We start from the raw sequence: 25,558 nt of genomic DNA, 5'->3' as shown, positions 1-25,558 counted from the left end.
AGACCTGAAAGCGCGTCGACCCTAACAGTTCTGCTAGTACCCAATACCAGTGGATTAAGTCACTGTTTATCCCTGATCGATGCCCACTCCAGGGAGCCAACGCCCATGCAGACCCACAGTAAAACGCCGCTTTGCAGCTATCACTACGACGCTCTCGATCGGCTGGTCGACTGCAAACTGTCTGAACAGGAAAGCGCCCGGCGCTTTTATCAGAAGGATCGCTTGGCCACAGAGATCAATAGCACCGTCCAACACTCGATCATGCAGCACGACGATCACCTGCTGGCGCAACAGCAGCGCCAGACTGACGCCATGGAAACCCGTCTGCTCGCCACCGACCAACAGCGATCTGTATTGAGCGCACTCAATGCGACCACTCCTCGGCCTATAACCTACACACCTTACGGCCACCGCCCATTGGCCAGCGGCCTACTCAGCCTGCTCGGCTTCAACGGCGAATGGCCGGATCCGGTGACCGGGCATTATTTGCTGGGGAATGGGTATCGGGCGTTTAACCCGGTGTTGATGAGATTCAATAGCCCGGACAGTTGGAGTCCGTTTGGGAAGGGCGGGATGAATGCATATGCGTATTGCTCAGGTGAGCCGGTCAATCGATACGATTCAACAGGAAAAAGTTGGAGGTTAGTCAAAGCGAATCTGAAAATGATAAGCCGCATGAACGAACCCTTGGAAGTTCAATCCTCCCGAGCACTTCTAAAGAAACCAAGCAGCGGCAACATGTTGAATATCCAGCGAGTTGGGGAAGGCGCGTATTCCTTCGAGGATATTTACAAAGGCAAACGACGCCTGAATTTTGAGGCACACGGAGAGGAAACGGCCATTGACCAAACATCCAGAATAGGGGTTAACGGCGAGCTTTGGAGTGCCGAACGGCTGTGGAACTCTGTCAAAGGAAAAACAAACTTCGAGGACTTTGCGAATATTCGGATCATTGCCTGCTTCTCAGGCAACGGAGGAAACAGCTCATTTGCCGCAGCATTTTCAAAACTAAGCAAAACGCCCACCAAAGGCTATATCGGGGAAGTCCCTAGTGCGCCCTTACCGGAGATAATGGAAAAATTGTTTAGTGCTGTAAAAAACCAGTTTCCACTAGAGCCCTATGAATTTGTTAACACTTTCCACCATCAAGCCCATTACATCCGGAAGGCACCCATAGATCGCAATACACCACACAACTTCAAGCCTATCAAATTCACACCATAATTATTCCCGCTCTTCCGCTTTCCTGAGTCCACCAACCCATAGGTATACACGCAATGTCATCATACCTTTACAACTACCAATACGACCCTCTGGATCAGCTGGTCGCGTGCTCGCTATCTGGACAGCAAAGCGCCCGACGCTTCTATCAAAAAGATCGCCTGGCCACGGAATTCAGCGGTGCCGTACAGCATTCGATCATGCAGCACGGAGACCAGTTACTGGCGCAACAGCAGCGCCGGACTGATGCCGTAGAAACCAGCCTGCTCGCCACCGATCAACAGCGATCTGTATTGAGCGCACTCAATGCGACCACTCCTCGGCCAGTAACCTACACACCCTACGGCCACCGCCCATTATCGAGCGGCTTGCTTAGCTTGCTCGGCTTCAACGGCGAACGGTCGGATCCGGTGACCGGGTGTTATTTGCTAGGGAATGGCTATCGGGCGTTTAACCCGGTGTTGATGCGGTTTAACAGTCCGGACAATGCCAGTCCCTTTGGGAGTGGCGGGGTGAATGCTTATGCGTATTGCATGGGGGATCCGGTCAATAGGATTGATCAGACAGGTCACGTCAGCTGGCTTCATTTGATGGCAAAACACTTTCCAGATGCAATGAATGCTGCGAAAAAACTGCCCCCCATAACATCACCTCGTCCCTCACCACGAATGTTAGATAGCTTGCCTAACGAACTGATCGATAAAATCTCCAATCACTTGCCAGGAAAAGATCTGGCTTCATTCGCGTCAACGTCCAAGCGGATGAATGCTGTGGTTAACAGCGAGGTCAGGCATAAGAAATTTATAAACTACATGGAAACAGCCAGCGAACCATTAGAACGGCTACTCAAATTAGATGCCGTCGGGCTTGGCTCTGTGAAAGGTATACCACCAAAATATGCAGTCGACTCAGGTTATACTCGCACCGAAGTTATAAAGACCATCGCCGAACGAAATCGCCGCCCGTACTTACCCGAGATTGAAAGGGTACAAGAACTCAGGCGTGCCGAGGATCTTGAGCGTGTATCAGAAGAAATAAGAGCATCGTTTGGGGATATTTGGTAGGAGTCGATTTTATGCAGAACGTCAATAACAGCCCGTTTTGCCTATACCGATATGACCCTCTGAACCGGCTGTGCGATTGCACACTATTAGGACAGGAAAGCGCCCGGCGCTTTTATCAAAAAGATCGTCTGGTCACGGAAATCAGCGGCGCCGTTCAGCATTCGATCATGCTGCATGCAGACCAGTTACTGGCGCAACAGCAGCGCCAGTCGGACACTGTGGAAACCAGCCTGCTCGCCACCGATCAACAGCGTTCGGTATTGAACGTGCTCACTGCATCCACTCCTCAGCCAATCACCCACACACCTTACGGTCACCGCCCATTGGCCAGCGGCTTGCTCAGCCTGCTCGGCTTCAACGGCGAACGGCCTGATCCAGTGACCGGGTGTTATTTGTTGGGGAATGGCTATCGAGCGTTTAACCCGGTGTTGATGCGGTTTAACAGCCCGGACAGTTGGAGTCCTTTCGGGAAGGGCGGGTTGAATGCGTATGCGTATTGCGTGGGAGATCCAGTGAATCAGGCAGATCCGACTGGGCACTTTTCATTCTTTCCAAAAGGATACAACCCGTTCAAGGCCATTCAGAAACGATTGGCAGCTTGGAGGAAGCCATCTCCGGAACCTCCGAAACCTCCAGTGAAAACATCCAACATGACAAACGAAGACATTCTCACGCATTTAGATGAGTACATGGCATTCCATAAGCGCGGCCTGCCGTTCCACCCTAAGAGCCGCCCCACTCTTCCAGAATCATGGAACATTCCAAAAAATAACAAATCTGTAATTGAAGGCTCTCTTCACAACGAAGCTGGCCCGTTTAGTACAAATCACTTTACACGCCCTCAAAATGATCCAGCTTTCCGATATGAAAGAACCGGAGAAAGGACGGGAAATCATTGGAATAGACGCCCGCAATCAGCGTTTGAAGACTTCCAAGATAGTGACTTCAGCATTGGAAGTGAGAGGCGCGGCGCTAGTAATTATGGAAGCTCTGGAAGTTCGAGTAGCTTTATTAGCTCTAGTAGCTCTAGCATCCTCGGTATCAGACGCATGACTGCCGCTGACACCTTCGTTAAGTTAAGCAACTCGAGAATCCGACAGAAGCTGTAAGTGCAACAGTCTCGCCAACTAAGAAAGAGCGACTTCATGTCGCCCTTACTTCACTCCAAAATCACTTACGCCGCACTAAACAACTTATGCGGATCAATCACAAACTTCTTCGGCACGCCCGCATCAAACTCGCCATACCCACGCGGCGCATCATCCAGGCTGATCACTTCCACACCCACGATGTCCGCAATATGAATACGGTCCCACATGATCGCCTGCATTAGCTGGCGGTTGTATTTCATCACTGGCGTCTGCCCAGTGTGGAAGCTGTGGGATTTGGCCCAGCCCAAACCGAAGCGGATGCTCAGGCTGCCCATTTTCGCGGCAGCGTCCACGGCACCTGGATCCTCTGTCACGTACAGCCCGGGGATACCGATTTTGCCAGCGACACGAACCACGCCCATCAACGAGTTGAGCACAGTCGCAGGCGCTTCGTGCTTCACGCCGTCATGGCCATGACCACGCGCTTCGAAGCCCACGGCGTCGACGGCGCAATCCACTTCCGGCTCACCCAGCAGTGCGGCGATCTGTTCGTGCAGCGGGGTGTCCAGGGACAGGTCGGCGATTTCGAAACCCTGAGCCTTGGCGTGCGCCAGGCGGACGGTGTTGACGTCACCGATGATCACCACGGCAGCGCCCAATAGGCGAGCAGAGGCGGCAGCCGCCAGACCGACCGGGCCGGCACCTGCGATGTACACGGTGCTGCCTGGACCAACGCCGGCAGTCACTGCACCGTGATAACCGGTGGGCAGGATGTCGGAGAGGCAGGTCAGGTCGCGGATTTTTTCCATCGCGCGATCGCGGTCCGGCAGTTTCAGCAGGTTGAAGTCAGCGTACGGCACCATCGCGTATTCAGCCTGGCCGCCAGTCCAGTCGCCCATGTCCACATAGCCATAAGCGCCACCAGGACGCGCCGGGTTAACGCTCAGGCAAACACCAGTGTGCATCTCTTTGCAGGAACGGCAGCGCCCGCACGCGACGTTGAACGGCACCGAGACCAGGTCACCGATTTGCAGATTCTCGACGTCGCTGCCCTTCTCGATCACTTCACCGGTGATTTCGTGGCCCAGGACCAGGCCGGTCTGGGCGGTGGTGCGACCGCGCACCATGTGCTGATCGGAACCACAGATGTTGGTGGACACCACGCGCAGGATGACGGCGTGATTAATCTTCCTGCCGCGCGGGTCCTGCATTTTTGGATAGTCGATTTTCTGTATTTCGACTTTGCCATTGCCGAGATACACCACACCACGATTGCCAGACATGCTTTCACCTCGCTGTTGTTTTTATGTAGCGGTCGCGTCGCCATCAATGGGCGGCGCGTTGTTTGCTCTGGGTGTTGCCTGTAAGCCTTGTGTTGTCTGTTATGCCGCCATCGCTGGCAAGCCAGCTCCCACAGTGGATGGGGTGAGCACAGGATTTGTAAACGACACAAAACCTGTGGGAGCTGGCTTGCCAGCGATAGCTATCTAAAGAACGACCGTGCGATTGGCGTTCAAAAACACCCTTCGCTCAATGTGATACCCAACAGCCCGCGCCAACGTCAGCCCCTCGATATCCCGCCCCTTGGCGATCAAATCTTCCGGGTAATGGCTATGGTCTACCGCCTCCACGCCCTGGGCGATGATCGGGCCTTCATCCAGGTCGTTGTTGATGTAATGCGCCGTCGCGCCCACCAGTTTCACGCCCTTGTTGTAGGCCTGGTGATAAGGCTTGGCGCCCTTGAAACCCGGCAGCAGAGAGTGATGGATATTGATCGCCTTGCCGTCGAGTTTGCGGCACAACTCTGGCGACAGGACCTGCATGTAGCGGGCGAGAATCACCAGTTCAGCGCCGGACTCTTCGATGACCTGCCACACCTGACGCTCCTGGGACGGCTTGTCGTTCGGGTCCAGCGGGAAGTTGTAGTACGGAATCTGATGCCAGTCGGCCAACGGTTTGAGGTCCGGGTGGTTGGAGACCACGGCGGCCACGTCCATCGACAACTGGCCGATGCGCTGGCGGTAAAGCAAATCGTTGAGGCAGTGATCGGCCTTGGACACCATGATCACCACTTTTGGCCGATAGTTCGGCGCGGTCAGTTCGAAGATCATGCCGAAGGCTGCACCGCGTTCTTGCAAGCCGGCGCGAAACGACTGCTCGTCGAAGCCGTCGGGCTGGCGAAATTCGACGCGGATGAAAAACCGCCCGGAAAGGCGGTCATCGAAGGAATGGTGCTCGGTGACGTAGCAGCCCTGCTCGAACAGAAAGCGGGTCACCGCATCCACAGTGCCGAGGACGCTTGGGCAGTCGGCGGTCAGAATCCATGTGTCTGGTGCGCGGCTCATAGTGCGGTGACTCCTGTTCGAAAGTAGCAGCAACGCAGCCTTCGGCAGCTGCTACAGGGTTCTCTTTAAGCCTGAACACTCAGCCCATACTCAGCGGCAGCATCTTGCAACCACAACCACCAGTAATCCGAGAAACTGCGGCGAATCAGCAGTTCCCAAGTGTCTTCAGCGGTGTGGCGGATCACCAGTTGCGACTTGGCGAACACCGTTCCCACCGCTTTACCCACCGGGAAGCTGTTCGGGTGCACGTCATAACTGGTGGATTTCATCAGCACCTGACGCACGTTCGGGCCGCTCAGTTCGAGGAGCTGCTGGCCGCCACTGACGTTGACGATCTGAATGTGCAAATCGCCCAGCGCTTCACGGAGTTTTTGCTCGGCGGCAAATTCTTCACCGGTTGGCACGATCAGCAGCCATTCATCCGGCCCCATCCATTGCAGGCTGGTTTCGCCTTTGACGATCACGCTGAGGGCGCCTGGCAGTTCGATGCCGAGGGCCTTGTGCACGCCGGCGCTGAACGCCGCATCGTGGCCATCGCCACGGATAGTCAAATGGCCGAGGAGTTTTTTCTCACGCACGATCACGCCGGCGTTTTTGCGCCCCTTGCCCACCAGGCTGGCGAGGTCGGCATGGTGCAGCGACGACTCGGCCTTGGCCCCGGTGGTTGGACGTTGTTGGTAAACATTGGCTGCGGTCATAAAGCACCTTTCCTGAATTCTGACTTGAACCCTGCAAGCAGATATACCGCTATCGCGAGCAGGCTCACTCCTACATGGGGTATGCGATCACCTGTAGGAGTGAGCCTGCTCGCGATGAAGTCACCACGGCGCAACTGCACTCCACAGGATCCGAACAATCAAACGTTCTGGCGCTCACCCTTCGGATCGAAGAACACCGAAGAAACGATTTCCGCCTCGATCACGCTGCCGTCAGCCAGCGGTGCGAACACTCGCTCACCCATCCGGCTCAGCCCGCCTTTCACCACACCCATGGCAAACGAATAGCCCAGGGAGTTGTGCGCATAGCTGGACGTCACGTGGCCGACCATGCTCATCGGAATCGCCTGTTTGGTGTTGAACACCAGTTGCGCGCCTTCCGGCAGCCATTTGTTCGGATCGATCGGCTTGAGGCCCACCAACTGCTTACGCTGATCCCGCACACAGTCTTCACGGTTCATGCCGCGCCAGCCGATCCACGAGAACGGTTTGGTGCGACCTACACACCAGCCCATGTTCAGGTCGTCCGGGGTCATCGAGCCGTCAGTGTCCTGACCGACGATGATGAAGCCCTTCTCGGCCCGCAGTACGTGCATGGTTTCAGTGCCGTACGGCGTCAGGTTGTACTGCTTGCCCGCCTCGACAATTTTTTCCAGCACGCCCATCGCATAGTCGGCCTGAACGTTGACTTCGTACGACAGCTCACCGGTAAACGAAATCCGGAAGACCCGCGCCGGCACGCCAGCCACCAGGCCTTCTTTCCAGGTCATGAACGGGAACGCTTCGTTGCTCAAGTCGATGTCGGTGACGTGACTGAGCAGCTTGCGGCTGTTCGGCCCGGACAAGGTCATGGTCGCCCAGTGATCGGTGACCGACGTGAAGTACACCTTCAGGTCTGGCCATTCGGTCTGCTGATAGATCTCCAGCCACTGCAACACGCGTGCAGCGCCACCGGTGGTGGTGGTCATCACGAAATGATTGTCGGCGAGGCAAGCGGTTACGCCGTCGTCGAACACCATGCCGTCTTCTTTGCACATCAGGCCGTAACGCGCCTTGCCCACGTCGAGCTTGGTCCAGGCGTTGGTGTAGATACGGTTGAGGAACTCACGCGCATCCGGGCCCTGGATGTCGATTTTGCCCAGCGTCGAGGCGTCCAGCAGGCCGACACTGTCGCGCACGGCTTTGCATTCGCGCTTCACGGCGGCGTGCAGGTCTTCACCGTTTTTCGGGAAGTACCACGGACGTTTCCACTGACCGACGTCTTCGAACTCGGCGCCATTTTTCACGTGCCAGTGATGCAGCGCGGTGAAGCGCACAGGTTCGAAAATGTGCCCGCAGTGACGACCCGCCACGGCACCGAAGGTCACCGGTGTGTAGTTGGGACGGAACATCGTGGTGCCCATCTGCGGGATGGTCACGTTTAGCGAACGGGCGGCAATGGCCAGACCGTTGACGTTGCCCAGCTTGCCCTGGTCCGTACCGAAGCCCAGCGCGGTGTAGCGTTTGACGTGCTCGACCGACTCGAAACCTTCGCGGGTCGCCAGTTCGATGCCGCCAGCGGTGACATCGTTCTGGAAGTCGACGAATTGCTTCGGCGCTCGTGCAGAGTTCTTTTCATGAGGCACCTGGAACAGCGCCAGGGTCGGCTCTTCGAGACGGCTGAGGGCCTTCGGTAACGAGCCTTCGACCGCACCGAAGCCGGCTTCGCTGGCTGCGCGTGCGCCACCTTCGAACCCATCTGCCAGGGAATCGCCGAGACCGTAAACGCCGTTGATTCCGCCGACGCACACACGTTTCTGCGGTGCTTCGCCCGGTACAAAACCGAGGATATCTTCACGCCAGGTCGGCTTGCCGCCCAGGTGCGAAGCCAGGTGAACCACCGGGCTGTAACCGCCGGAACTAACGACCAGGTCGCAATCAAGCCACTCACCCGGGCTGGTCACTGCGTGAGCTTTGACATCAATCGCCGCCACGCGAGCAGCGGTCACGCGCTTGGTGCCACGGGCTTCGATCACGGCGCTGCCGGTCAGGATGCGAATGCCTTTTGCGCGTGCTTCCTCAACCAGTGCACCGCGAGGATTGCTGCGAGCATCGGCGATGGCCACGACTTGCAGGCTGGCATCGAGCCAATCCAGCGCCACGCGGTAGGCGTGATCGTTGTTGGTCGACAGCACGAGTTTTTTGCCCGGTGCCACGCCGTAACGACGCACGTAAGTCGACACAGCGCCGGCGAGCATGTTGCCCGGCACGTCGTTGTTGCCGTAAACCAGCGGACGCTCGTGAGCGCCGGTCGCCAGGACCACGCGCTTGGCGCGAACCCGGTGGATACGCTGACGCACCTGGCCAATCGGTGCGCGGTCACCAAGGTGATCGGTCAGGCGCTCGTGAATGGTCAGGAAGTTATGGTCGTGGTAACCGTTGACCGTAGCGCGGGGCAACAGCAGCACGTCCGGGGTGTTTTTCAATTCGTTGATGACGCCGGCAACCCATTCCGCGGCTGGTTTGCCGTCGAGGCTTTCGCGGGAGTCGAGCAGGCTGCCGCCGAACTCTTCCTGTTCATCGGCGAGGATCACGCGGGCGCCGCTACGGGCCGCCGCCAATGCTGCGGCGAGACCAGCAGGGCCACCGCCGACGATCAGCACGTCGCAGTGCTGGTTCATGTAGTCGTAGGTGTCCGGATCGTTCTCGGTCGGCGAGCGGCCAAGACCGGCAGCCTTACGAATGTACTTCTCGTACGTCATCCAGAACGATTGCGGGTACATGAAGGTTTTGTAGTAGAAACCCGGTGGCATCAGCTTGCCGCCGACCTTGCCGAGAATCCCCATCATGTCGTTGTTCACGCTCGGCCAGCCGTTGGTGCTGGTGGCGACCAAACCTTGGTACAGCGCTTGTTGCGTGGCACGCACGTTCGGGATCTGCGTGGCTTCGGTGGCACCGATCTGCAGCACCGCGTTCGGCTCTTCGGCACCGGCAGCGAAGATCCCCCGTGGACGGGAATACTTGAAGCTGCGGCCGATGATGTCGACGCCGTTGGCGATCAGGGCGGCAGCCAGGGAGTCGCCTTCAAAGCCTTTGTAGGTCTGGCCGTTGAAGGTGAAGCTCAGCACTTTGTTGCGGTCGATCCGTCCGCCGTTGGACAGGCGATTGATCTGGCTCATACCTTCTCTCCCAGAGCCGTCGTGGCCGCTTTCGGGCTATCGGTCTTGTCGGTGAATTGTGGCTTGGTGCCGATCTTGTAGGTCTCGAGAATCTCGTAGGTCACGGTGTCGCGGGTCGCGTTGAAGTACTGGCGGCAACCGGCGGCGTGAATCCACAGTTCGTGGTGCAGACCGCGAGGGTTATCGCGGAAGAACATGTAGTCGCCCCACTCCTCGTCGGTGCAGGTCGTCGGGTCCAGTGGACGCGGGATGTGCGCCTGGCCGGATGCGTGGAATTCCTCTTCGGAGCGCAGCTCGCCGCAGTGAGGACAGAAGATATGCAACATGGGGATTTCTCCTGTTAGTGGGCAACCGCAGCAGCGCCGTGTTCATCGATCAACGCACCGTTGTGGAAACGGTCGATGGAGAAAGGTGCGGCCAATGGGTGCATTTCACCCTTGGCCAGGCTCGCGGCAAATACGTTGCCCGAGCCAGGTGTAGCCTTGAAGCCGCCGGTGCCCCAACCGCAGTTGAAGAACATGTTCGGGACCGGGGTTTTCGAGATGATCGGGCAGGCATCCGGCGTGGTGTCGACGATGCCGCCCCACTGCCGGTTCATGCGTACGCGCGACAGCACCGGGAACATCTCGACGATGGCCTGGATGGTGTGCTCGATCACCGGGTACGAACCGCGCTGGCCGTAGCCGTTGTAGCCGTCGATACCGGCGCCGATCACCAGGTCGCCCTTGTCGGACTGGCTGATGTAACCGTGCACGGCGTTGGACATGATCACGCTGTCGATAATCGGCTTGATCGGCTCGGACACCAGCGCTTGCAGCGGGTGGGATTCGATCGGCAGGCGGAAACCGGCGAGCTTGGCCATGTGCCCGGAGTTACCGGCAGTGACCACACCAACGCGCTTGGCGCCGATGAAGCCCTTGTTGGTTTCAACGCCGATGCACACACCGTTTTCCTTGCGGAAACCGATCACTTCGGTCTGCTGAATCAAGTCCACGCCCAAGGCGTCAGCGGCACGGGCAAAACCCCAGGCCACGGCATCGTGACGGGCCACGCCGCCGCGACGCTGAACGGTCGCACCCATCACCGGGTAGCGGGTGTTCTTCGAGCAGTCGAGGTACGGAATCTCGTCGGCCACTTGCTTGGCATCGAGCAGTTCACCGTCGACGCCGTTGAGGCGGTTGGCGCTGACCCGACGTTCGGAATCACGGATGTCCTGCAGGGTGTGGCACAGGTTGTAGACGCCGCGCTGGGAGAACATCACGTTGTAGTTCAGGTCCTGGGACAGGCCTTCCCACAGTTTCATCGCGTGTTCGTACAGGTGCGCCGACTCGTCCCACAGGTAGTTGGAGCGAACGATGGTGGTGTTGCGCGCGGTGTTACCGCCGCCCAGCCAGCCTTTCTCGACCACGGCCACGTTGGTGATGCCGTGCTCTTTGGCCAGGTAGTAAGCGGTCGCCAGACCGTGGCCGCCACCGCCGACGATGACCACGTCATAGACCTTTTTCGGGGTCGGCGTGCGCCACATCTTCTGCCAGTTTTCGTGATGGCTGAGGGAGTGTTTGAAGAGGCCGAAGCCTGAGTACCGTTGCATAGTCATTTACTCCAAAACCGCACTCAGCGATAAACCGGGAAGTCCGCGCACAGAGCCGAAACCTGCTGGGCAACATTGGCCTCGACATCGGCGTCGCCGAGGTTGTCGAGGATGTCGCAGATCCAGCCGGCCAGCTCGACACACTGCGTCACCTTGAAGCCGCGTGTGGTCACCGCCGGGGTGCCGATGCGCAGGCCGGAGGTCACGAACGGGGACTGTGGATCGTTCGGCACGGCGTTCTTGTTCACGGTGATGTGGGCACGACCGAGTGCCGCATCCGCCTCTTTGCCGGTGAGGCCCTGACGGATCAGGCTGACCAGGAACAGGTGGTTATCGGTACCGCCGGACACTACATCGTAGCCGCGTTTGATAAATACGCCGGCCATGGCCTGGGCGTTGTCGATGACTTGTTGCTGGTAGGCCTTGAAGCCCGGCTCCAGCGCTTCCTTGAAGCACACCGCTTTACCGGCGATCACGTGCATCAGCGGGCCGCCCTGACCACCGGGGAACACGGCAGCGTTGAATTTCTTTTCCAGCTCTTCGTTGGCCTTGGCCAGGATCAAGCCGCCACGTGGACCGCGCAGGGTTTTGTGGGTGGTGGTGGTGACCACATCGGCGTACGGCAGCGGGTTCGGGTACAGGCCAGCGGCGACCAGACCGGCCACGTGGGCCATGTCGACGAACAAGTACGCGCCGACTTTGTCAGCGATCTGACGGAAACGCGGGAAGTCCAGGGTCTTCGAATAAGCCGAGAACCCGGCGATGATCATTTTTGGCTTGTGCTCGACCGCCAGGCGCTCGACTTCGTCGTAGTCGATCAGGCCCGTGGTGGTGTCGATGCCGTACTGCACAGCGTTGTAGAGCTTGCCGGAGAAGCTGACTTTGGCGCCGTGGGTCAAGTGACCGCCGTGGGCCAGGCTCATGCCCAGCACGGTGTCGCCTGCATTCAGCAGCGCGAGGTAAACAGCAGCGTTGGCCTGGCTGCCGGAGTGCGGTTGCACGTTGGCATAGTCCGCACCGAACAGTTGTTTGGCGCGCTCGATGGCCAGGGCTTCAACCTTGTCCACGTGCTCGCAGCCACCGTAGTACCGCTTGCCCGGATACCCTTCGGCGTATTTGTTGGTGAGGCCACTGCCTTGCGCTTCCATGACGCGTTTGCTGGTGTAGTTCTCTGACGCGATCAGCTCGATGTGATCTTCCTGACGTTGCTCTTCGGCATTCATCGCCGCCAGCAGTGCATCGTCGTAACCCTGGATCTGGTCTTGCTTGCTGAACATCGCGTCTCTCCCAGCGGCGGTGGTGCGCCATTCGTCTCGGTGAGGCACGTACCTTTCGGCAGTGCCCTTTGAATGCGATGGTATGACCGGCGCAGACAGGCCAAATGCCTACGGACGCCACGCAAAGGTGCGTTTACGACATGGCGGGAAATGGCTGGACTTGTGAATACCCTGTGGCGAGGGAGCTTGCTCCCGCTCGGCTGCGCAGCAGTCGCAAAACCGACAAACTCAATCTGCCTGCAGAATCGCATGGGCCGGGTTCGGGGCCGCTGCGCGGCCCAGCGGGAGCAAGCTCCTCGCCACAGGGGAAGCGTCAGGCGAGGAGTTGGCGCAAGGCCAGAAGCGCCAGGAAATGCGCGGGATAAAGCGCATACGCCCAGCGGCGCATTGGCGGTGGTTGGAGATGCCTGGCATGTTGCAACAAGAACAGTCCGATCAATGGCGCGACCAGACACACGGCGATGCCAAGGATGGCCGCACTGTTACCGAACCGGGCAGAGTGATACAGCACCTCCCATTGATTGGCAGCGAGGCATACAACCCCCGGCAACAGGCTGAAATACCAGGGCCGCCTGATCACCAGCAACATCGCCAGCGGCAGCAGCACGCCGAAGAAACCGAACATCAGTCGATCCGGAACAAGGGCCGCCAGCACCACGGCACCCACCGCCAGCAGCCGCGTCTGCAGCGTGTTGTGCTGCCAGCCCCGCGCCACCAACAACCCCAACACCAACGTTGGCATCACGTTCAAGGTGTCGGGATCCGGCATGAACATGCGGTAGGGTATTTCACTGATGGCGCTGAACAGCAGCAGCCAACCGAGGTATCGCCATTGGCCGTCCTGCGTCATCGCACGCGCTCGAGCCAGGTTCGCCGCCATCGCCAGACAAAACCACGGGAACGCCAACCGCCCCGGCACATACAGCAGATCAACGGAGTAACCGACATATCGCAGGTGATCGAGCACCATGCTCAACAGCGCCAGCCACTTGAGCAGATCGAGTGCCCCGTCCCGTTGAGTCATGTGCATAATTGCCCATCGTCATTGTATTTTTCTGACAGATACATCGCGTGTGCTCCCCGGACGATCTTCGGTAAAGTGCGCACCATCATTGACCACGAAGCCCTTCACCATAAGAGCCTCGCACACGGAAGCCGGCCATGACCGACAAGAGCCAACAATTCGCCAGCGACAACTATTCCGGTATCTGCCCTGAAGCCTGGGCTGCCATGGAACAGGCCAACCACGGCCACCAACGCGCTTACGGCGACGATGAGTGGACAGCTCGCGCCTCCGATCAATTCCGCAAACTGTTCGAAACCGACTGCGAAGTGTTCTTCGCCTTCAACGGCACCGCCGCCAACTCCCTGGCCCTGTCATCGCTGTGCCAGAGTTACCACAGCGTGATCTGCTCGGAAACCGCCCACGTCGAAACCGACGAATGCGGCGCGCCGGAGTTCTTCTCCAACGGCTCCAAGCTGCTCGTCGCACGCACTGAAAACGGCAAGCTGACCCCGGAATCGATCCGCGAAGTCGCCCTCAAGCGCCAGGATATCCACTACCCGAAACCGCGCGTCGTGACCCTGACCCAGGCGACCGAAGTCGGCAGCATCTACACCCCCGAAGAAATCCGCGCCATCAGCGTCACCTGCAAAGAGCTCGGCCTGAACCTGCATATGGACGGCGCGCGGTTCTCCAACGCCTGCGCATTTCTGGGCTGCTCGCCAGCCGACTTGACCTGGAAGGCCGGCGTCGACGTGTTGTGCTTCGGCGGCACGAAAAACGGCATGGCGGTGGGTGAAGCGATCCTGTTCTTCAACCATAAACTGGCAGAAGACTTCGATTACCGCTGCAAACAGGCCGGTCAGCTGGCTTCAAAAATGCGCTTCCTGTCGGCGCCTTGGGTCGGGATTCTGGAAAACGACGCCTGGCTCAAATACGCCCGCCACGCCAACCACTGTGCGCAGTTGCTGGCTGAACTGGTCAGCGACATTGCGGGCGTGGAACTGATGTTCCCGGTGCAGGCCAACGGTGTATTCCTGCAACTCTCGGAACCGGCCATCGCCGCCCTGACCGCCAAGGGCTGGCGCTTCTACACCTTCATCGGCAACGGCGGCGCACGCTTCATGTGCTCGTGGGATACCGAGGAAGAGCGTGTTCGTGAACTGGCGGCGGATATCCGCGAAGTCATGTCCCGCTGATCCCGTCGAGCAGCTACCCAAATACCGTGTGGTGAGGGGATTTATCCCCGTTCGGCGGCGCAGCCGTCGTAAAACCAGCCAATGCGGTCTGCCAGACAGACCGCATTCCCAGTATTTGGGGCCGCTTCGCAGCCCAACGGGGATAAATCCCCTCGCCACAAGGGCGCTCCTCCACTCCCAGCCTGCGTCAGCTCCATCGTCTACATTGTTTGTCGAGCCCTCCGCTCAGACAACAATAACCAGGAGCGTACGCATGTCACTAAAAGGCAAAACCCTGTTCATCACCGGTGCCAGCCGTGGGATTGGTCGTGAAATCGCGCTGCGTGCCGCGCGGGACGGGGCCAACATTGTGATTGCGGCCAAAAGCGCCGAGCCGCATCCGAAGCTGCCGGGCACGATTTTCAGCGTCGCGAAGGAAGTCGAAGCGGCGGGAGGCAAGGCGCTGGCCTTGCAGGTGGATGTGCGCGATGAAGTGGCGGTGCGTGAAGCCTTGGCCCAGGCCAACGAACATTTCGGCGGCATCGATGCGCTGATCAACAATGCCGGCGCGATCAAACTGACCGGCGTTCAGCACATCGAGCTCAAACGCTTCGACCTGATGCACCAGATCAACACCCGCGCCGTTCTCCTGTGCAGCCAGGCCGCCCTGCCCTATCTGAAAAAAACCAATGGCCACATCCTCAACCTGTCGCCGCCGTTGAACCTGGCGACGAAATGGTTCGCGCAATACAGCCCCTACACCGTGACCAAATACGGCATGAGCATGCTGACGCTGGGCATGAGCGAGGAATTCAAGAACTACGGCATCAGCGTCAACTCGTTGTGGCCGCAGACCATGATTGCCACTGCTGCCATCGAATTTCAGCTGGGTTCGCGCGAGTCCTTCAAACACGCACGAACGCCGGCGATCATGGCGGATGCGGCGCATGTGATTTTGAGCAGCGTTAATCGCAGCATGACTGGACGGCTGCTGATTGATGAAGAGATTCTGAGAGAAAACGGAGTGAAGGATTTTGAAGGTTATCGGTTTGAACCGGACTCCACCGACAAGCTGATGACAGACCTGTTCATAGACTGAAACACCCAAACTCCCTATAGGACTGTAGGAGCTGTCGAGTGAAACGAGGCTGCGATCTTTTGATCTTGCTTTTAAAAGGCAAAGTCAAAAGATCGCAGCCTCGTTTCACTCGACAGCTCCTACACAGCTCCTACACAGCTCCTACAGGGGAGATTCGGCGGGTGTCAGAACTCGATCCGCACATCCCCTTTCGGCACGCTGCAGCACGACAGGATATAACCCTCGGCCTCGTCTTCCTCGGTGATGCCGCCGTTGTGCTCCATCTCCACCTCGCCGCCCAGTTTCAACACCTTGCATGTCCCACAGATCCCCATCCCGCAGGCTTTCGGAATCAGCAGGCCGAGCTTGGCGGCTGCCGCATGCACGGTTTCCCCGGGCGCCACACGAATGCTTTTCCCGGAAGCAATGAACTCCACCTGGTGCAGATCCGCCAGATCGACTTCAGGCGCATCCGCCGCTATCTCGGCTTGCTCCACCGCATCGGCCCGAGCTTCCGGTGGCGTCGCGCCGAAGGATTCCTCGTGATAACGCGACATGTCGAAACCAACCGTTTCGAGCATGCGCTTGACCGCATTCATGTACGGCGTCGGCCCGCAGCAGAACACTTCGCGCTCCATGAAGTCCGGCGCCATCAGTTCGAGCATCTTGTGGTTCAGGTAACCGCGATAACCGGCCCACGGCTCGCCCAGACCATGCTTCTCGCAGATCAGGTGCAGGCTGAAGTTATCGATTCGCGAAGCCATGTGTTCCAGCTCGCGGTGATAAATGATGTCTTTGGGCGAACGAGCGCTGTGGATAAACACCATGTCGACGTTGCCGTTGGTATCGTAGAACCAGCGCGCCATGGACATGACGGGCGTGATGCCGACGCCGCCGCTGAGGTAGAGCACTTTCGGCGCGGTGAAGTCCATGGCGTTGAACAGCCCGACCGGTCCGTGCACCGCCAGTTCCTGACCTTCATGCAGGGTGTCGTGCAACCAGTTGGACACCTTGCCCCCCGGCACTCGCTTGATCGTTACCGAAAAGCTGTACGGCACCGACGGCGAACTGGAAATGGTGTAGGAGCGCATGATCGGCACGCCTTCGATTTCCAACTCCAGGGTGACGAACTGCCCCGGCTTGAAGAAGAACAGAATCGGCTGGTCGGCCATGAAACAGAAGGTGCGCACGTCCCAGGTTTCCTGGATGACTTTGACGCAACGGACGATGTGTCGACCATTGGCCCAGGTCTGGGTCGTTACCGGATTCAGGAAGCTGTTGGACATGCTGTTCTCCACCGCCGATGCTCGGCCTTATGTTGGCGATTCTGCGTATAGCGCGAACCACCCATTTACCTATCTGCGACATTCACATACTTATCGCGACCAGCCCCCAACTACCGGGGGTTGCGCGTCGGGAACAGATTGGGCCATGTCGCCCATGGATAAGGTTCCGGGTAGCGCCGGCCCCACACTCGCTTCACACCACTACAGTTTCTTTACACCTTGCGTAGCAAACCTGATTAGCCACTTTCGCCGGCCTCACAGAAAGGCCATGAGGATCAAATCGATGGACGTCACCGCAAAAATCAGCCTGGGCGATCCGCTGGAACCCGCACGCAAGGCCACCGCGCAAATGCTCCAGGAGCGCGAACGCACTTACTCGCTGCCGCAGCCGTTTTACTCTGACGAGCGGCTGTTTGATATCGACATGCAGGAGATCTTCCAGAAAGAGTGGTTGATCGCCGGCATGACTTGCGAGATCCCGACCAAGGGCAATTACCTGACCCTGCAGGTCGGCAAAAACCCGATCATCGTGATTCGCGGCGCTGAAGGCGTGGTGCATGCGTTCCATAACGTCTGTCGCCACCGCGGTTCGCGCCTGTGCACCAGTGAAAAAGGCAAGGTCGCCAAGCTGGTCTGCCACTACCACCAGTGGACCTACGAGCTGGACGGTCGTCTGTTGTTCGCCGGCACCGAAATGGGCGCCGACTTCGACATGAAGCAATACGGCCTCAAACCGGTGAACGTGAAAACGGCCGGCGGCTACATCTTCATCAGCCTGTCGGAGAACCCGCCAGCCATTGATGACTTCCTGTCGACGCTGAGCCATTACATGGAACCGTACGACATGGAAAACACCAAGGTGGCAATCACCACCACCTTGATGGAGAAAGCCAACTGGAAACTGGTGCTGGAAAACAACCGCGAGTGCTACCACTGCAACGCGTCGCACCCGGAACTGCTCAAGACCCTGCTGGAATGGGACGACGTCACCGATCCACGCGCCGATCAGGCGTTCAAGGACCACGTCGCTGCCTCTTCCGCTGCCTGGGAAGCCGAGAAGATTCCTTACGCCCACGCCAGCTTCGGCCTGCGTAACCGCATCGTGCGCATGCCGCTGCTTAAAGGCACCGTGTCGATGACCCTGGACGGCAAACAGGGCTGCGCCAAACTCATGGGCCGCATCAAGAACCCGGACCTGGGCTCAATGCGCATCCTGCATTTGCCGCACTCGTGGAACCACTGCATGGGCGACCACATCATTGTCTTCACGGTGTGGCCGATCAGCGCTCAGGAAACCATGGTCACGACCAAGTGGGTCGTGCACAAGGACGCTGTTGAAGGTGTGGATTACGACGTCGACCGCATGCGTCAGGTCTGGGATGCAACCAACGACCAGGACCGCCGTCTGGCCGAAGAAAACCAGCGCGGGATCAACTCCACGGCCTATCAGCCCGGGCCTTATTCGAAGACCTACGAGTTTGGCGTGGTGAACTTCGTGGATTGGTATAGCGAACGGTTGCTGAGCAATCTGGGGGCAGAGCCTGCGCCTTACCTCAAGGGAGTACCGGTTCAAGGTTAACGGCAAAAGCATCGCGAGCAGGCTCACTCCTACGTTTGATCTTCGGTATGCCAAAGATCACCTGTAGGAGTGAGCCTGCTCGCGATGGCGGCTTACCTGCCCACACCTCACTTCCCGGCAACCTACCACTCTGTAGAACTGTACGAAATATGATCTATTCCGTTCAGGCCTATACGCACCGCACCTCGCAGCCTTCCACGAACAAGTTATCCACACCTCCACCCACAGCTAATGGGGACAAGTGTGCATCTGCCTGAAACTTTCTCCACACAATCCGAAGAAAATCCGTGACTTATTAACATTCACGGTTTTGAACGACGATTGATTATTTTTTGATCACAATCCTGAAAGCCACACATGACGTGGCCTGTAGACGACCGCAAACACCTTATCCACAGAAGCGCCAACAGACTTTGGGGGCAACTATGCGGGCACTGTGGAAAACCGCCATAACCCTTGATACATCAGGCTTTCAACGAGATTTCACACCTAAACAGGCTGATTGGTTGTTTTTTAATCAAAAGCCTGTAACCCCTTGTTTATATAGCCTCCAGCAGACAGCGAACATCTTATCCACAGAAGCGCCAACAGAGATCGGGGGTAAGTTTGGGGAAGTGAGGCAGCGTTATCCACAGAAGCGATTTATAGGGCGTAGGTAAACCCCAACTGGAAACCCGATCCTGTAGCAGCTGCCGAGCCCGCGAGGCGGCGTTCGAGGACGCAGTCCTCGCCAGCTTTAATGTCGGTGGAGGGTTAGCGAACCACGCCTTCTTCGATCAGCAGCTTGAGGATCGCCTCGGCACCCGCTTGTGCGGTCACACCTTTAAGCACTTGGCCACCGCCACCACTGGCCTTGGCCGTTGCAGCCTTCATCCGGTCGGCGCCGCTCTTGGCCTTGATCACCTTCAATCGTTTCGGCCTTGGTTTTGCCGGTTGCAAGGTGGAGACGGCGAGCAGTTCATCGTCGATCACTTCGACATCATCGGCCTGCAGAACACCCCGGCGCGCTGGCCCGTAAGCACTTTGCCGAGGTTTGGGCGCAGCGTTATCCACAGTCGCCAGAAACGGCAAACGCACTTTCAAGCGACGACGCTGACCACGGGGCAGCGCCTGCAGAACAAGTGCCGAACCCCCGTCGATGGATTCCACCTGAGCCAGCCCCACCACCAGCGGCCAGCCCAGATTCTCGGCCAGCAGGAACGGCAACATGCCGGAGCCTTCGCCGGTTTCCGCCTGGCTGCCGGTCAGAACGACTTGCGCGCCAGCCTCCCGCAAATAGGCAGTTAACGCCGGCAACGCGTCGGCACCCAACGGCTGTTCCAGGACATGCAACTGGTCCAGCCCCATGCCCAGATACGCACGCAGCGCAGGCTCGGCGACGTCACCGGCATGCAGCACTTGCAGGTGATCCCCAGCCAGTTGCAGACCCAGCTCCACCGCTCGCGCATCCTGTTCGGCGCGACGTGGCCGGCCGGAGGTCGGGTGGGCGCCGATGGACACCAGGCTGATGATTTTCGTGCTCATAACCTTTTCCTTCCCTTAAGCCGCATCGCGCTTGGCGTCGTTGCGGTAGGCCGCTATCGCATCGATCAAGGCTTGAAGAATCTCGGCGCTTTCACCGATTACCGACAGGTCGGCCCGTTTGATCATGTCGCAACCCGGGTCGAGGTTGATCGCCACCACTTTGTCGCAGGCACCAATACCTTGAAGGTGCTGGATCGCGCCGGAAATCCCCACGGCCACATAGACCCGCGCAGTGACCCAGGTCCCCGAAGCACCCACCTGCCGATCACGCGCCATGAAGCCATCGTCCACCGCCACCCGGGACGCGCCTTCGGTGGCGCCGAGGGCTTGGGCGGTCCTGTGGAAAAGCTCCCAATCCTTGACGCCATTACCGCCGGAGAAAATGAATTCGGCTTCCGCCATGGGAATCGCCGCCGGGTCTACCGCCACCGCGCCCAAATCTTCGATACGGGAAAGACTGCGCGCCACGGTTGTGGATAACTCCACGGGCAAGGCTTCGTGACGGGTTTCACTCACCGGTTCGGCACACTCGACGGCGGCCAGAATCAAGCGCGCAACCGGCCGCGCCAGGTCTTGCAAACCAGCACCGGCACGGCCGATACATTCCTGATCCTTGACCTGCCAGACACGCGTGGCCGGACGCTCGCCAAGGGCTGCGGCAAAGCGCCGACCCAGTTCGCCGCCGCCGCTGCGGCTGTCGGGCAGCAGCCAGTGACGCGGACTGAACTGGTTATCCACAGCTCGTAAGCCCTGGACCCGTTGTTCCGGTGCATAACCGCTGAATTCCTCGCCGTCGAGCACCAGCAATCGATCCACGCCGGCACTAGCGAAGGCCGCTTCCTTGTGCTCGCCAAAGATCACGGCCAACACCGCGCCGTCCTGACCGGCCAGTTGATGCGCCAGACCCAGCAAGTCGCGATCGTGGCTGCTCAAGCGACCACCCACCATGTCCGGCACCACACTGATATAAAACGCTGGCTGCGGTACTTGATGCAGTGGTAATTGCACTTCAACTGTGGCCGAGCGTTTGGTCGCTACGCCCTGCTGTGCGCCGCTGCGGTCAATACGTTTGATGCCATTGGGACCAATGAAGCCCATGCCATGGGGATTCTTGCGAATGACCCCATTGGGCCCCATCCAGCTGTGTTGCGCCGGTTGCATGGCCGCATGCAGCGGGTGCAGGCGGTTGCGGGCAATCCATTCGGCGCGGGGGTCGCGGCGGATAATGTCGCTCATCAGTGGGCCTCCGCAGGTTCTTCACGTTTCAGCGGCGCATTCGGTTTGCTCGGGGCTGCGTCTTCGAGCAATGCATCGGCCACCAGTTCGGCGATGTCCTTGATCATCGGGCGCGGTTCGACAACGCCTTCGAGCATCGCCGTGCATTGTGGACAACCCACGGCCACCAACTCGGCGCCGGTCTCGCGGATGTCTTCCATGCGCATGTCCGGAATCCGTTGTTTGCCCGGAATGTCGGTGATCGGCGCACCACCGCCCCCACCGCAGCAGCGCGAGCGGAAACCAGAGCGTTGCATCTCTTTCACTTCGATGCCGAGAGCACGCAATACCTCGCGCGGCGCCTCGTATTCGCCGTTGTAGCGACCGAGGTAGCACGGATCGTGATAGGTCACGCTGCTGCCTTTGTGCTGACCAAGATTCAGGGCGCCCGCACCAATGATTTCCGCCATGTAGGTGCTGTGGTGCTGCACGAGGTAGTGGCCATCGAAAGCGCCGTACTCGTTTTTCAGCACGTGGAAGCTGTGCGGATCGCAGGTGACGATGCGGTTGAAGCTGTATTTGGCCAGGGTCTGGATGTTGCGTTTGGCCAACAACTGGAAGGTCGCTTCATCGCCCAAACGCCGGGCCACGTCACCGCTGTCGCGCTCTTCCAGGCCCAGTACCGCGAAGTCGACCTTGGCCGCTTTCAGCACTTTGACGAAGGCGCGCAAAGTGCGCTGGTTGCGCATGTCGAAAGCGCCGTCGCCGACCCAGAACAGCACGTCGACCGATTTCTTCTCGCTGAGCAGATTCAAACTCAGATCCGCGGCCCAGTTCATCCGCCCGCCCGGTGCGAAGCCGCCAGGGTTGTCGGTGGCAATCAGGTTTTCCAGGACTTCGGCCCCCTTGTTCGGGGTCGCGCCTTTTTCCAGCGTCAGATGGCGACGCATGTCGACGATGGCGTCGACGTGCTCGATCATCATCGGGCATTCCTCGACACAGGCACGGCAGGTGGTGCAGGACCACAGGGTGTCGGCGTCCACCAGGCCGTTGACGATCGGTTGATGCGGATTACCGGCATGCTCACCAATGGCTTTGCCAGGATAGGGACTACCGGCGAATTTGGCGTCGGTGCCACCCGCCAGGCCAACCACCATGTCCTGGATCAGTTTTTTCGGGTTCAGCGGCTGACCGGCGGCGAACGCCGGGCACGCCGCTTCGCACTTGCCGCACTGCACGCAGGCGTCGAAACCGAGCAGCTGGTTCCAGGTGAAATCCTTGGGTTTTTCCACACCCAACGGCGCGGTTGGGTCGTTGAGGTCCAGTGGTTTCAAACCAGTCGAGCGGCCACCGCCAAAGCGTTCGGCGCGACGGTGCCACGCCAGGTGCAAGGCACCGGCAAAGGCGTGTTTCATCGGCCCGCCCCAGGTCATGCCGAAGAACAATTCCGACACGCCCCACAGCACGCCGACAAAGAGGATCGCTGCAAGCATCCAGCCGCCGAAGTTTTCCGGGAGGATGCCGGCCACCGGCAGGGTCAACAGGAAGAAGCTCGCCGAGAATGCCAGCAGGCTTTTCGGCAGACGCATCCATGGCCCTTTGGACAGGCGAGCCGGAGGGTTGCGACGACGCAGGTACATGAAAATCGCGCCGACGAACATCACCGCCGAGGCAATCAACAGGGCAATGCCGAGAATGCGGCTGTGCAGGCCGAAACCGTGAACCAGTATCGCCAGCACAATGGACGCCACCGCACCACCGGCCGTGGCGACGTGGGTGTTGGCGATGTATTTGTCCCGCGCAACGACATGGTGCAAATCGACCATGTAGCGCTTGGGCATGGCGAACAGGCCACCGATCAGGTCGACCTTCGAGGCTCGTCCCCGGCGCCACATAGCCACCCGCCGCACCGCGCCGAGGACAGCCAGGCCCAGGGCAGCGAACAGCAGGATTGGAAGAAGGGTGTTCAACATGGTGGAGCTCCCAAAGACCTCGGGGTCTTGCAGGCCAAACTACCTGGATGCCTTGCTCGATTCCCTGTGTAGGAGCGAGCTTGCTCGCGAAAAACCTGAGAACGTCGCGTTAAAACAGACTCCCCGCGTCATCGTTCACGTCCATCGCGAGCAAGCTCGCTCCTACAAGGGTTATCCACAAGCTCTTAGAAGTCTTTGCACAGCCGCAGTGCGTCGTAGATCGCGGCATGCACGTTGCGTTGCGCCACACAGTCACCGATGCGGAACAGCAGGTAACCGTCACCGGTCTGTTCCAGGCAAGGTTGCGGCTTGATCGCGAACAAAGCTTCGACGTCGATCTGGCCTTTGTTGCGCGAGCCTTCTTTCATCGCGTAGTAGATTTCTTCGTCCGGACGCACGCCGTTTTCCACGACCACCTGGTCCACCACCCGCTCCTCTTTGGCGCCGGTGTATTCGTTCTCCAGTACCGCCACCAGCTTGTCGCCTTCGCGGTAGACCTTCTCCAGCATCATGTCGCCGGTCATGATCACTTCTTTCGGGTACATGCTGCGGTAGTAGGTCGGGAACGAGGTGCCGCCGATCGCCACGCCAGGCTTGATGTCGTCGGTAACGATCTCGACCTGACTGCCTTTGTCGGCCAGGAAGTCAGCGGTCGACATGCCGGTGAACTCGCAAATGGTGTCGTACACCAGCACGTTTTTACCTGGCGCAACTTTGCCATCGAGAATGTCCCAGCTGCTGACAACCAGGCCTTCAGCCGCGCCCCAATGCTCGTTCTGCTCGAGGAACGGATGACCGCCTACCGCGAGCACGACCACGTCGGGGCGCAGGTCCATGATGGTCGGCGCATCCGCCGCCACGCCCAGGCGCAGGTCGACTTTCAACCTTGCGAGTTCAAGCTGATACCAGCGTGTGATACCGGCGATCTGGTCGCGCTGTGGTGCTTTCGAAGCAGTGGTGATCTGCCCGCCGATGAATTCTTTTTTCTCGAACAAGGTCACGTCGTGGCCACGCTCGGCGGCCACGCGAGCGGCTTCCATCCCCGCCGGCCCGGCACCCACCACCACGACCTTGCGCTTAACGCCCGTGGTCTTTTCGATGATGTGCGGCACGCCCATGTATTCGCGGGAGGTCGCAGCGTTCTGGATGCACAACACGTCCAGCCCTTGGTACTGCCGGTCGATGCAATAGTTGGCGCCGACGCACTGCTTGATCTGGTCGATCTGGCCCATCTTGATCTTGGCGATCAGGTGCGGGTCGGCGATGTGCGCACGGGTCATACCGACCATGTCCACATAACCACCTTCCAGAATTCGGGTCGCCTGGTTCGGGTCCTTGATGTTCTGTGCGTGCAGCACTGGAGCCTTGACCACTTCCTTGATACCGGCCGCCAGGTGCAGGAACGGCTCCGGTGGATAACTCATGTTCGGGATGACGTTGGCCAGGGTGTTGTGAGTGTCGCAACCCGACCCCACCACACCGATGAAGTCCAGCATGCCGGTGTCGTCGTAGTACTTGGCGATCTGCTTCATGTCCTCGTGGGACAAGCCGTCCGGGTGGAATTCGTCGCCGCACAGACGGATGCCAACGCAGAAATCCGGGCCGACTTCAGCCCGCACAGCCTTCAATACTTCCAGGCCGAACCGCATGCGGTTTTCAAAACTGCCGCCCCACTCATCGGTACGCTTGTTGACGCGCGGGCTCCAGAACTGGTCGATCATGTGCTGGTGCACAGCGGACAGTTCGACGCCATCGAGACCACCGGCCTTGGCCCGGCGAGCAGCCTGCGCGTAGTTGCCGATCACTCGCCAGATTTCTTCCGGCTCGATGGTTTTGCAGGTGGCACGGTGCACCGGTTCACGCACGCCCGACGGCGACATCAGGGTCGGCCAGTTAAAGCCGTCCCAACGTGAGCGACGGCCCATGTGGGTAATCTGGATCATGATCTTGGCGCCGTGCTTGTGCATGGCGTCGGCGAGGTTCTGGAAGTGCGGGATGATCCGGTCGGTGGACAGGTTCACCGAACTCCACCATTCCTGCGGGCTGTCGATGGCCACCACGGAGGAACCGCCGCAAATCGCCAGGCCGATCCCGCCCTTGGCTTTCTCTTCGTAATACTTGACGTACCGATCGGTGGTCATGCCGCCGTCGGTCGCGTAGACCTCGGCGTGCGCAGTGCTGAGCACGCGGTTACGGATGGTCAGTTTGCCGATCTGGATCGGCTGGAACATTGCTTCGAAAGCCATGGCGGGTTCCTCG

Annotated in this window: 19 protein-coding genes; 6 read left to right on the top strand and 13 right to left on the bottom strand. The window is 59.1% G+C overall.

Going from position 1 to position 25,558, the window contains the following annotated elements:
• The first annotated feature begins 105 nt into the window (after positions 1–105).
• From GBC55_RS03285 to GBC55_RS03275, 3 genes are read left to right on the top strand one after another with little or no spacing between them, the layout of a single operon-like run.
• Positions 106–1,224, top strand: coding sequence for an RHS repeat-associated core domain-containing protein (locus GBC55_RS03285; RefSeq protein WP_162436206.1), 1,119 nt, complete (start codon positions 106–108; stop codon positions 1,222–1,224).
• A 53-nt stretch (positions 1,225–1,277) separates the two neighbouring features.
• Positions 1,278–2,285 (top strand): RHS repeat-associated core domain-containing protein, encoded by a 1,008-nt coding sequence (locus tag GBC55_RS03280; RefSeq protein ID WP_162436205.1) that lies wholly within the window; start codon positions 1,278–1,280, stop codon positions 2,283–2,285.
• Between the two features lie 11 nt (positions 2,286–2,296).
• Positions 2,297–3,394 (top strand): RHS repeat-associated core domain-containing protein, encoded by a 1,098-nt coding sequence (locus GBC55_RS03275; RefSeq protein ID WP_162436204.1) that lies wholly within the window; start codon positions 2,297–2,299, stop codon positions 3,392–3,394.
• A gap of 65 nt (positions 3,395–3,459) precedes the next feature.
• On the opposite strand, the gene fdhA is transcribed toward GBC55_RS03275, so the two are convergent.
• The 8 genes from fdhA to GBC55_RS03235 all read right to left on the bottom strand — a co-directional run bounded on the left by fdhA (position 3,460) and on the right by GBC55_RS03235 (position 13,493).
• A complete protein-coding gene (gene fdhA / locus GBC55_RS03270; RefSeq protein WP_007947729.1) occupies positions 3,460–4,659 on the bottom strand; it encodes a formaldehyde dehydrogenase, glutathione-independent in 1,200 nt (399 codons plus the stop codon).
• Between the two features lie 204 nt (positions 4,660–4,863).
• Positions 4,864–5,721: a formyltetrahydrofolate deformylase gene (gene purU / locus GBC55_RS03265; RefSeq protein ID WP_162436203.1), complete on the bottom strand. Its 858-nt coding sequence runs from the start codon at positions 5,719–5,721 to the stop codon at positions 4,864–4,866.
• A 65-nt stretch (positions 5,722–5,786) separates the two neighbouring features.
• Complete coding sequence (gene soxG, locus GBC55_RS03260) at positions 5,787–6,419, bottom strand: sarcosine oxidase subunit gamma family protein (RefSeq protein ID WP_162436202.1); 633 nt, start codon at positions 6,417–6,419, stop codon at positions 5,787–5,789.
• Positions 6,420–6,577: 158 nt separating this feature from the next.
• On the bottom strand, positions 6,578–9,595 hold the full coding sequence (locus GBC55_RS03255; protein ID WP_162436201.1) for a sarcosine oxidase subunit alpha: 3,018 nt from the start codon (positions 9,593–9,595) through the stop codon (positions 6,578–6,580).
• Positions 9,592–9,921 (bottom strand): sarcosine oxidase subunit delta, encoded by a 330-nt coding sequence (locus GBC55_RS03250; RefSeq protein WP_162436200.1) that lies wholly within the window; start codon positions 9,919–9,921, stop codon positions 9,592–9,594. The genes GBC55_RS03255 and GBC55_RS03250 overlap by 4 nt, the downstream gene beginning before the upstream one ends.
• A 14-nt stretch (positions 9,922–9,935) precedes the next feature.
• Positions 9,936–11,186: a sarcosine oxidase subunit beta gene (locus GBC55_RS03245; RefSeq protein WP_007947735.1), complete on the bottom strand. Its 1,251-nt coding sequence runs from the start codon at positions 11,184–11,186 to the stop codon at positions 9,936–9,938.
• Positions 11,187–11,209: 23 nt separating this feature from the next.
• Positions 11,210–12,463: a serine hydroxymethyltransferase gene (gene glyA / locus GBC55_RS03240; RefSeq protein ID WP_162436199.1), complete on the bottom strand. Its 1,254-nt coding sequence runs from the start codon at positions 12,461–12,463 to the stop codon at positions 11,210–11,212.
• Positions 12,464–12,776: 313 nt separating this feature from the next.
• The gene (locus tag GBC55_RS03235; protein WP_162436198.1) at positions 12,777–13,493 is read right to left on the bottom strand and encodes a TraX family protein; all 717 of its coding nucleotides are present in this window, start codon (positions 13,491–13,493) and stop codon (positions 12,777–12,779) included.
• Between the two features lie 131 nt (positions 13,494–13,624).
• Between GBC55_RS03235 and GBC55_RS03230 the strand changes: the two genes are divergently transcribed.
• Positions 13,625–14,665, top strand: a complete 1,041-nt coding sequence (locus GBC55_RS03230; RefSeq protein ID WP_162436197.1) for a low specificity L-threonine aldolase — start codon at positions 13,625–13,627, stop codon at positions 14,663–14,665.
• A 253-nt stretch (positions 14,666–14,918) separates the two neighbouring features.
• Positions 14,919–15,743 carry an NAD(P)-dependent oxidoreductase gene (locus tag GBC55_RS03225; RefSeq protein WP_162436196.1) on the top strand — a complete coding sequence of 275 codons (825 nt, stop codon included), beginning with the start codon at positions 14,919–14,921 and terminating at the stop codon, positions 15,741–15,743.
• Positions 15,744–15,907: 164 nt separating this feature from the next.
• On the opposite strand, the gene gbcB is transcribed toward GBC55_RS03225, so the two are convergent.
• Positions 15,908–17,008, bottom strand: a complete 1,101-nt coding sequence (gene gbcB / locus GBC55_RS03220; RefSeq protein WP_162436195.1) for a glycine-betaine demethylase subunit GbcB — start codon at positions 17,006–17,008, stop codon at positions 15,908–15,910.
• 283 nt (positions 17,009–17,291) lie between these two features.
• Here gbcB and gbcA point away from each other — a divergent pair, with 283 nt between their 5' ends.
• Entirely contained in the window at positions 17,292–18,587 is a 1,296-nt protein-coding gene (gbcA, locus tag GBC55_RS03215) for a glycine-betaine demethylase subunit GbcA (protein WP_162436194.1), read from the top strand.
• Between the two features lie 753 nt (positions 18,588–19,340).
• Here the strand turns inward: gbcA and GBC55_RS03210 are convergent.
• The 4 genes from GBC55_RS03210 to dgcA form a co-directional block, all read right to left on the bottom strand.
• Entirely contained in the window at positions 19,341–20,111 is a 771-nt protein-coding gene (locus tag GBC55_RS03210; RefSeq protein ID WP_162436193.1) for an electron transfer flavoprotein subunit beta, read from the bottom strand.
• 15 nt (positions 20,112–20,126) lie between these two features.
• Positions 20,127–21,347, bottom strand: coding sequence for an electron transfer flavoprotein subunit alpha/FixB family protein (locus GBC55_RS03205; RefSeq protein WP_162436192.1), 1,221 nt, complete (start codon positions 21,345–21,347; stop codon positions 20,127–20,129).
• Positions 21,347–23,299: a dimethylglycine demethylation protein DgcB gene (gene dgcB, locus GBC55_RS03200; RefSeq protein WP_162436191.1), complete on the bottom strand. Its 1,953-nt coding sequence runs from the start codon at positions 23,297–23,299 to the stop codon at positions 21,347–21,349. The genes GBC55_RS03205 and dgcB overlap by 1 nt, the downstream gene beginning before the upstream one ends.
• 185 nt (positions 23,300–23,484) lie before the next feature.
• Positions 23,485–25,545, bottom strand: a complete 2,061-nt coding sequence (dgcA, locus tag GBC55_RS03195; RefSeq protein ID WP_162436190.1) for a dimethylglycine demethylation protein DgcA — start codon at positions 25,543–25,545, stop codon at positions 23,485–23,487.
• Positions 25,546–25,558: the final 13 nt, after the last annotated feature.

The sequence above is a fragment of the Pseudomonas sp. TNT3 genome (assembly GCF_010095445.2).
GTDB lineage: Bacteria > Pseudomonadota > Gammaproteobacteria > Pseudomonadales > Pseudomonadaceae > Aquipseudomonas.
This window is presented reverse-complemented; position numbering and strand designations above follow the sequence as displayed.

What these genes read in the sequence shown, in the direction of transcription:
- GBC55_RS03245 (WP_007947735.1), bottom strand. Translation starts at nt 11,186, where the DNA reads ATGCAACGGTACTCAGGCTTCGGCCTCTTCAAACACTCCCTCAGCCAT.
- purU (WP_162436203.1), bottom strand. Translation starts at nt 5,721, where the DNA reads ATGAGCCGCGCACCAGACACATGGATTCTGACCGCCGACTGCCCAAGC.
- dgcA (WP_162436190.1), bottom strand. Translation starts at nt 25,545, where the DNA reads ATGGCTTTCGAAGCAATGTTCCAGCCGATCCAGATCGGCAAACTGACC.
- glyA (WP_162436199.1), bottom strand. Translation starts at nt 12,463, where the DNA reads ATGTTCAGCAAGCAAGACCAGATCCAGGGTTACGACGATGCACTGCTG.
- fdhA (WP_007947729.1), bottom strand. Translation starts at nt 4,659, where the DNA reads ATGTCTGGCAATCGTGGTGTGGTGTATCTCGGCAATGGCAAAGTCGAA.
- soxG (WP_162436202.1), bottom strand. Translation starts at nt 6,419, where the DNA reads ATGACCGCAGCCAATGTTTACCAACAACGTCCAACCACCGGGGCCAAG.
- GBC55_RS03255 (WP_162436201.1), bottom strand. Translation starts at nt 9,595, where the DNA reads ATGAGCCAGATCAATCGCCTGTCCAACGGCGGACGGATCGACCGCAAC.
- dgcB (WP_162436191.1), bottom strand. Translation starts at nt 23,299, where the DNA reads ATGTTGAACACCCTTCTTCCAATCCTGCTGTTCGCTGCCCTGGGCCTG.
- GBC55_RS03285 (WP_162436206.1), top strand. Translation starts at nt 106, where the DNA reads ATGCAGACCCACAGTAAAACGCCGCTTTGCAGCTATCACTACGACGCT.
- gbcB (WP_162436195.1), bottom strand. Translation starts at nt 17,008, where the DNA reads ATGTCCAACAGCTTCCTGAATCCGGTAACGACCCAGACCTGGGCCAAT.
- GBC55_RS03280 (WP_162436205.1), top strand. Translation starts at nt 1,278, where the DNA reads ATGTCATCATACCTTTACAACTACCAATACGACCCTCTGGATCAGCTG.
- GBC55_RS03230 (WP_162436197.1), top strand. Translation starts at nt 13,625, where the DNA reads ATGACCGACAAGAGCCAACAATTCGCCAGCGACAACTATTCCGGTATC.
- GBC55_RS03210 (WP_162436193.1), bottom strand. Translation starts at nt 20,111, where the DNA reads ATGAGCACGAAAATCATCAGCCTGGTGTCCATCGGCGCCCACCCGACC.
- GBC55_RS03225 (WP_162436196.1), top strand. Translation starts at nt 14,919, where the DNA reads ATGTCACTAAAAGGCAAAACCCTGTTCATCACCGGTGCCAGCCGTGGG.
- gbcA (WP_162436194.1), top strand. Translation starts at nt 17,292, where the DNA reads ATGGACGTCACCGCAAAAATCAGCCTGGGCGATCCGCTGGAACCCGCA.
- GBC55_RS03205 (WP_162436192.1), bottom strand. Translation starts at nt 21,347, where the DNA reads ATGAGCGACATTATCCGCCGCGACCCCCGCGCCGAATGGATTGCCCGC.
- GBC55_RS03250 (WP_162436200.1), bottom strand. Translation starts at nt 9,921, where the DNA reads ATGTTGCATATCTTCTGTCCTCACTGCGGCGAGCTGCGCTCCGAAGAG.
- GBC55_RS03275 (WP_162436204.1), top strand. Translation starts at nt 2,297, where the DNA reads ATGCAGAACGTCAATAACAGCCCGTTTTGCCTATACCGATATGACCCT.
- GBC55_RS03235 (WP_162436198.1), bottom strand. Translation starts at nt 13,493, where the DNA reads ATGCACATGACTCAACGGGACGGGGCACTCGATCTGCTCAAGTGGCTG.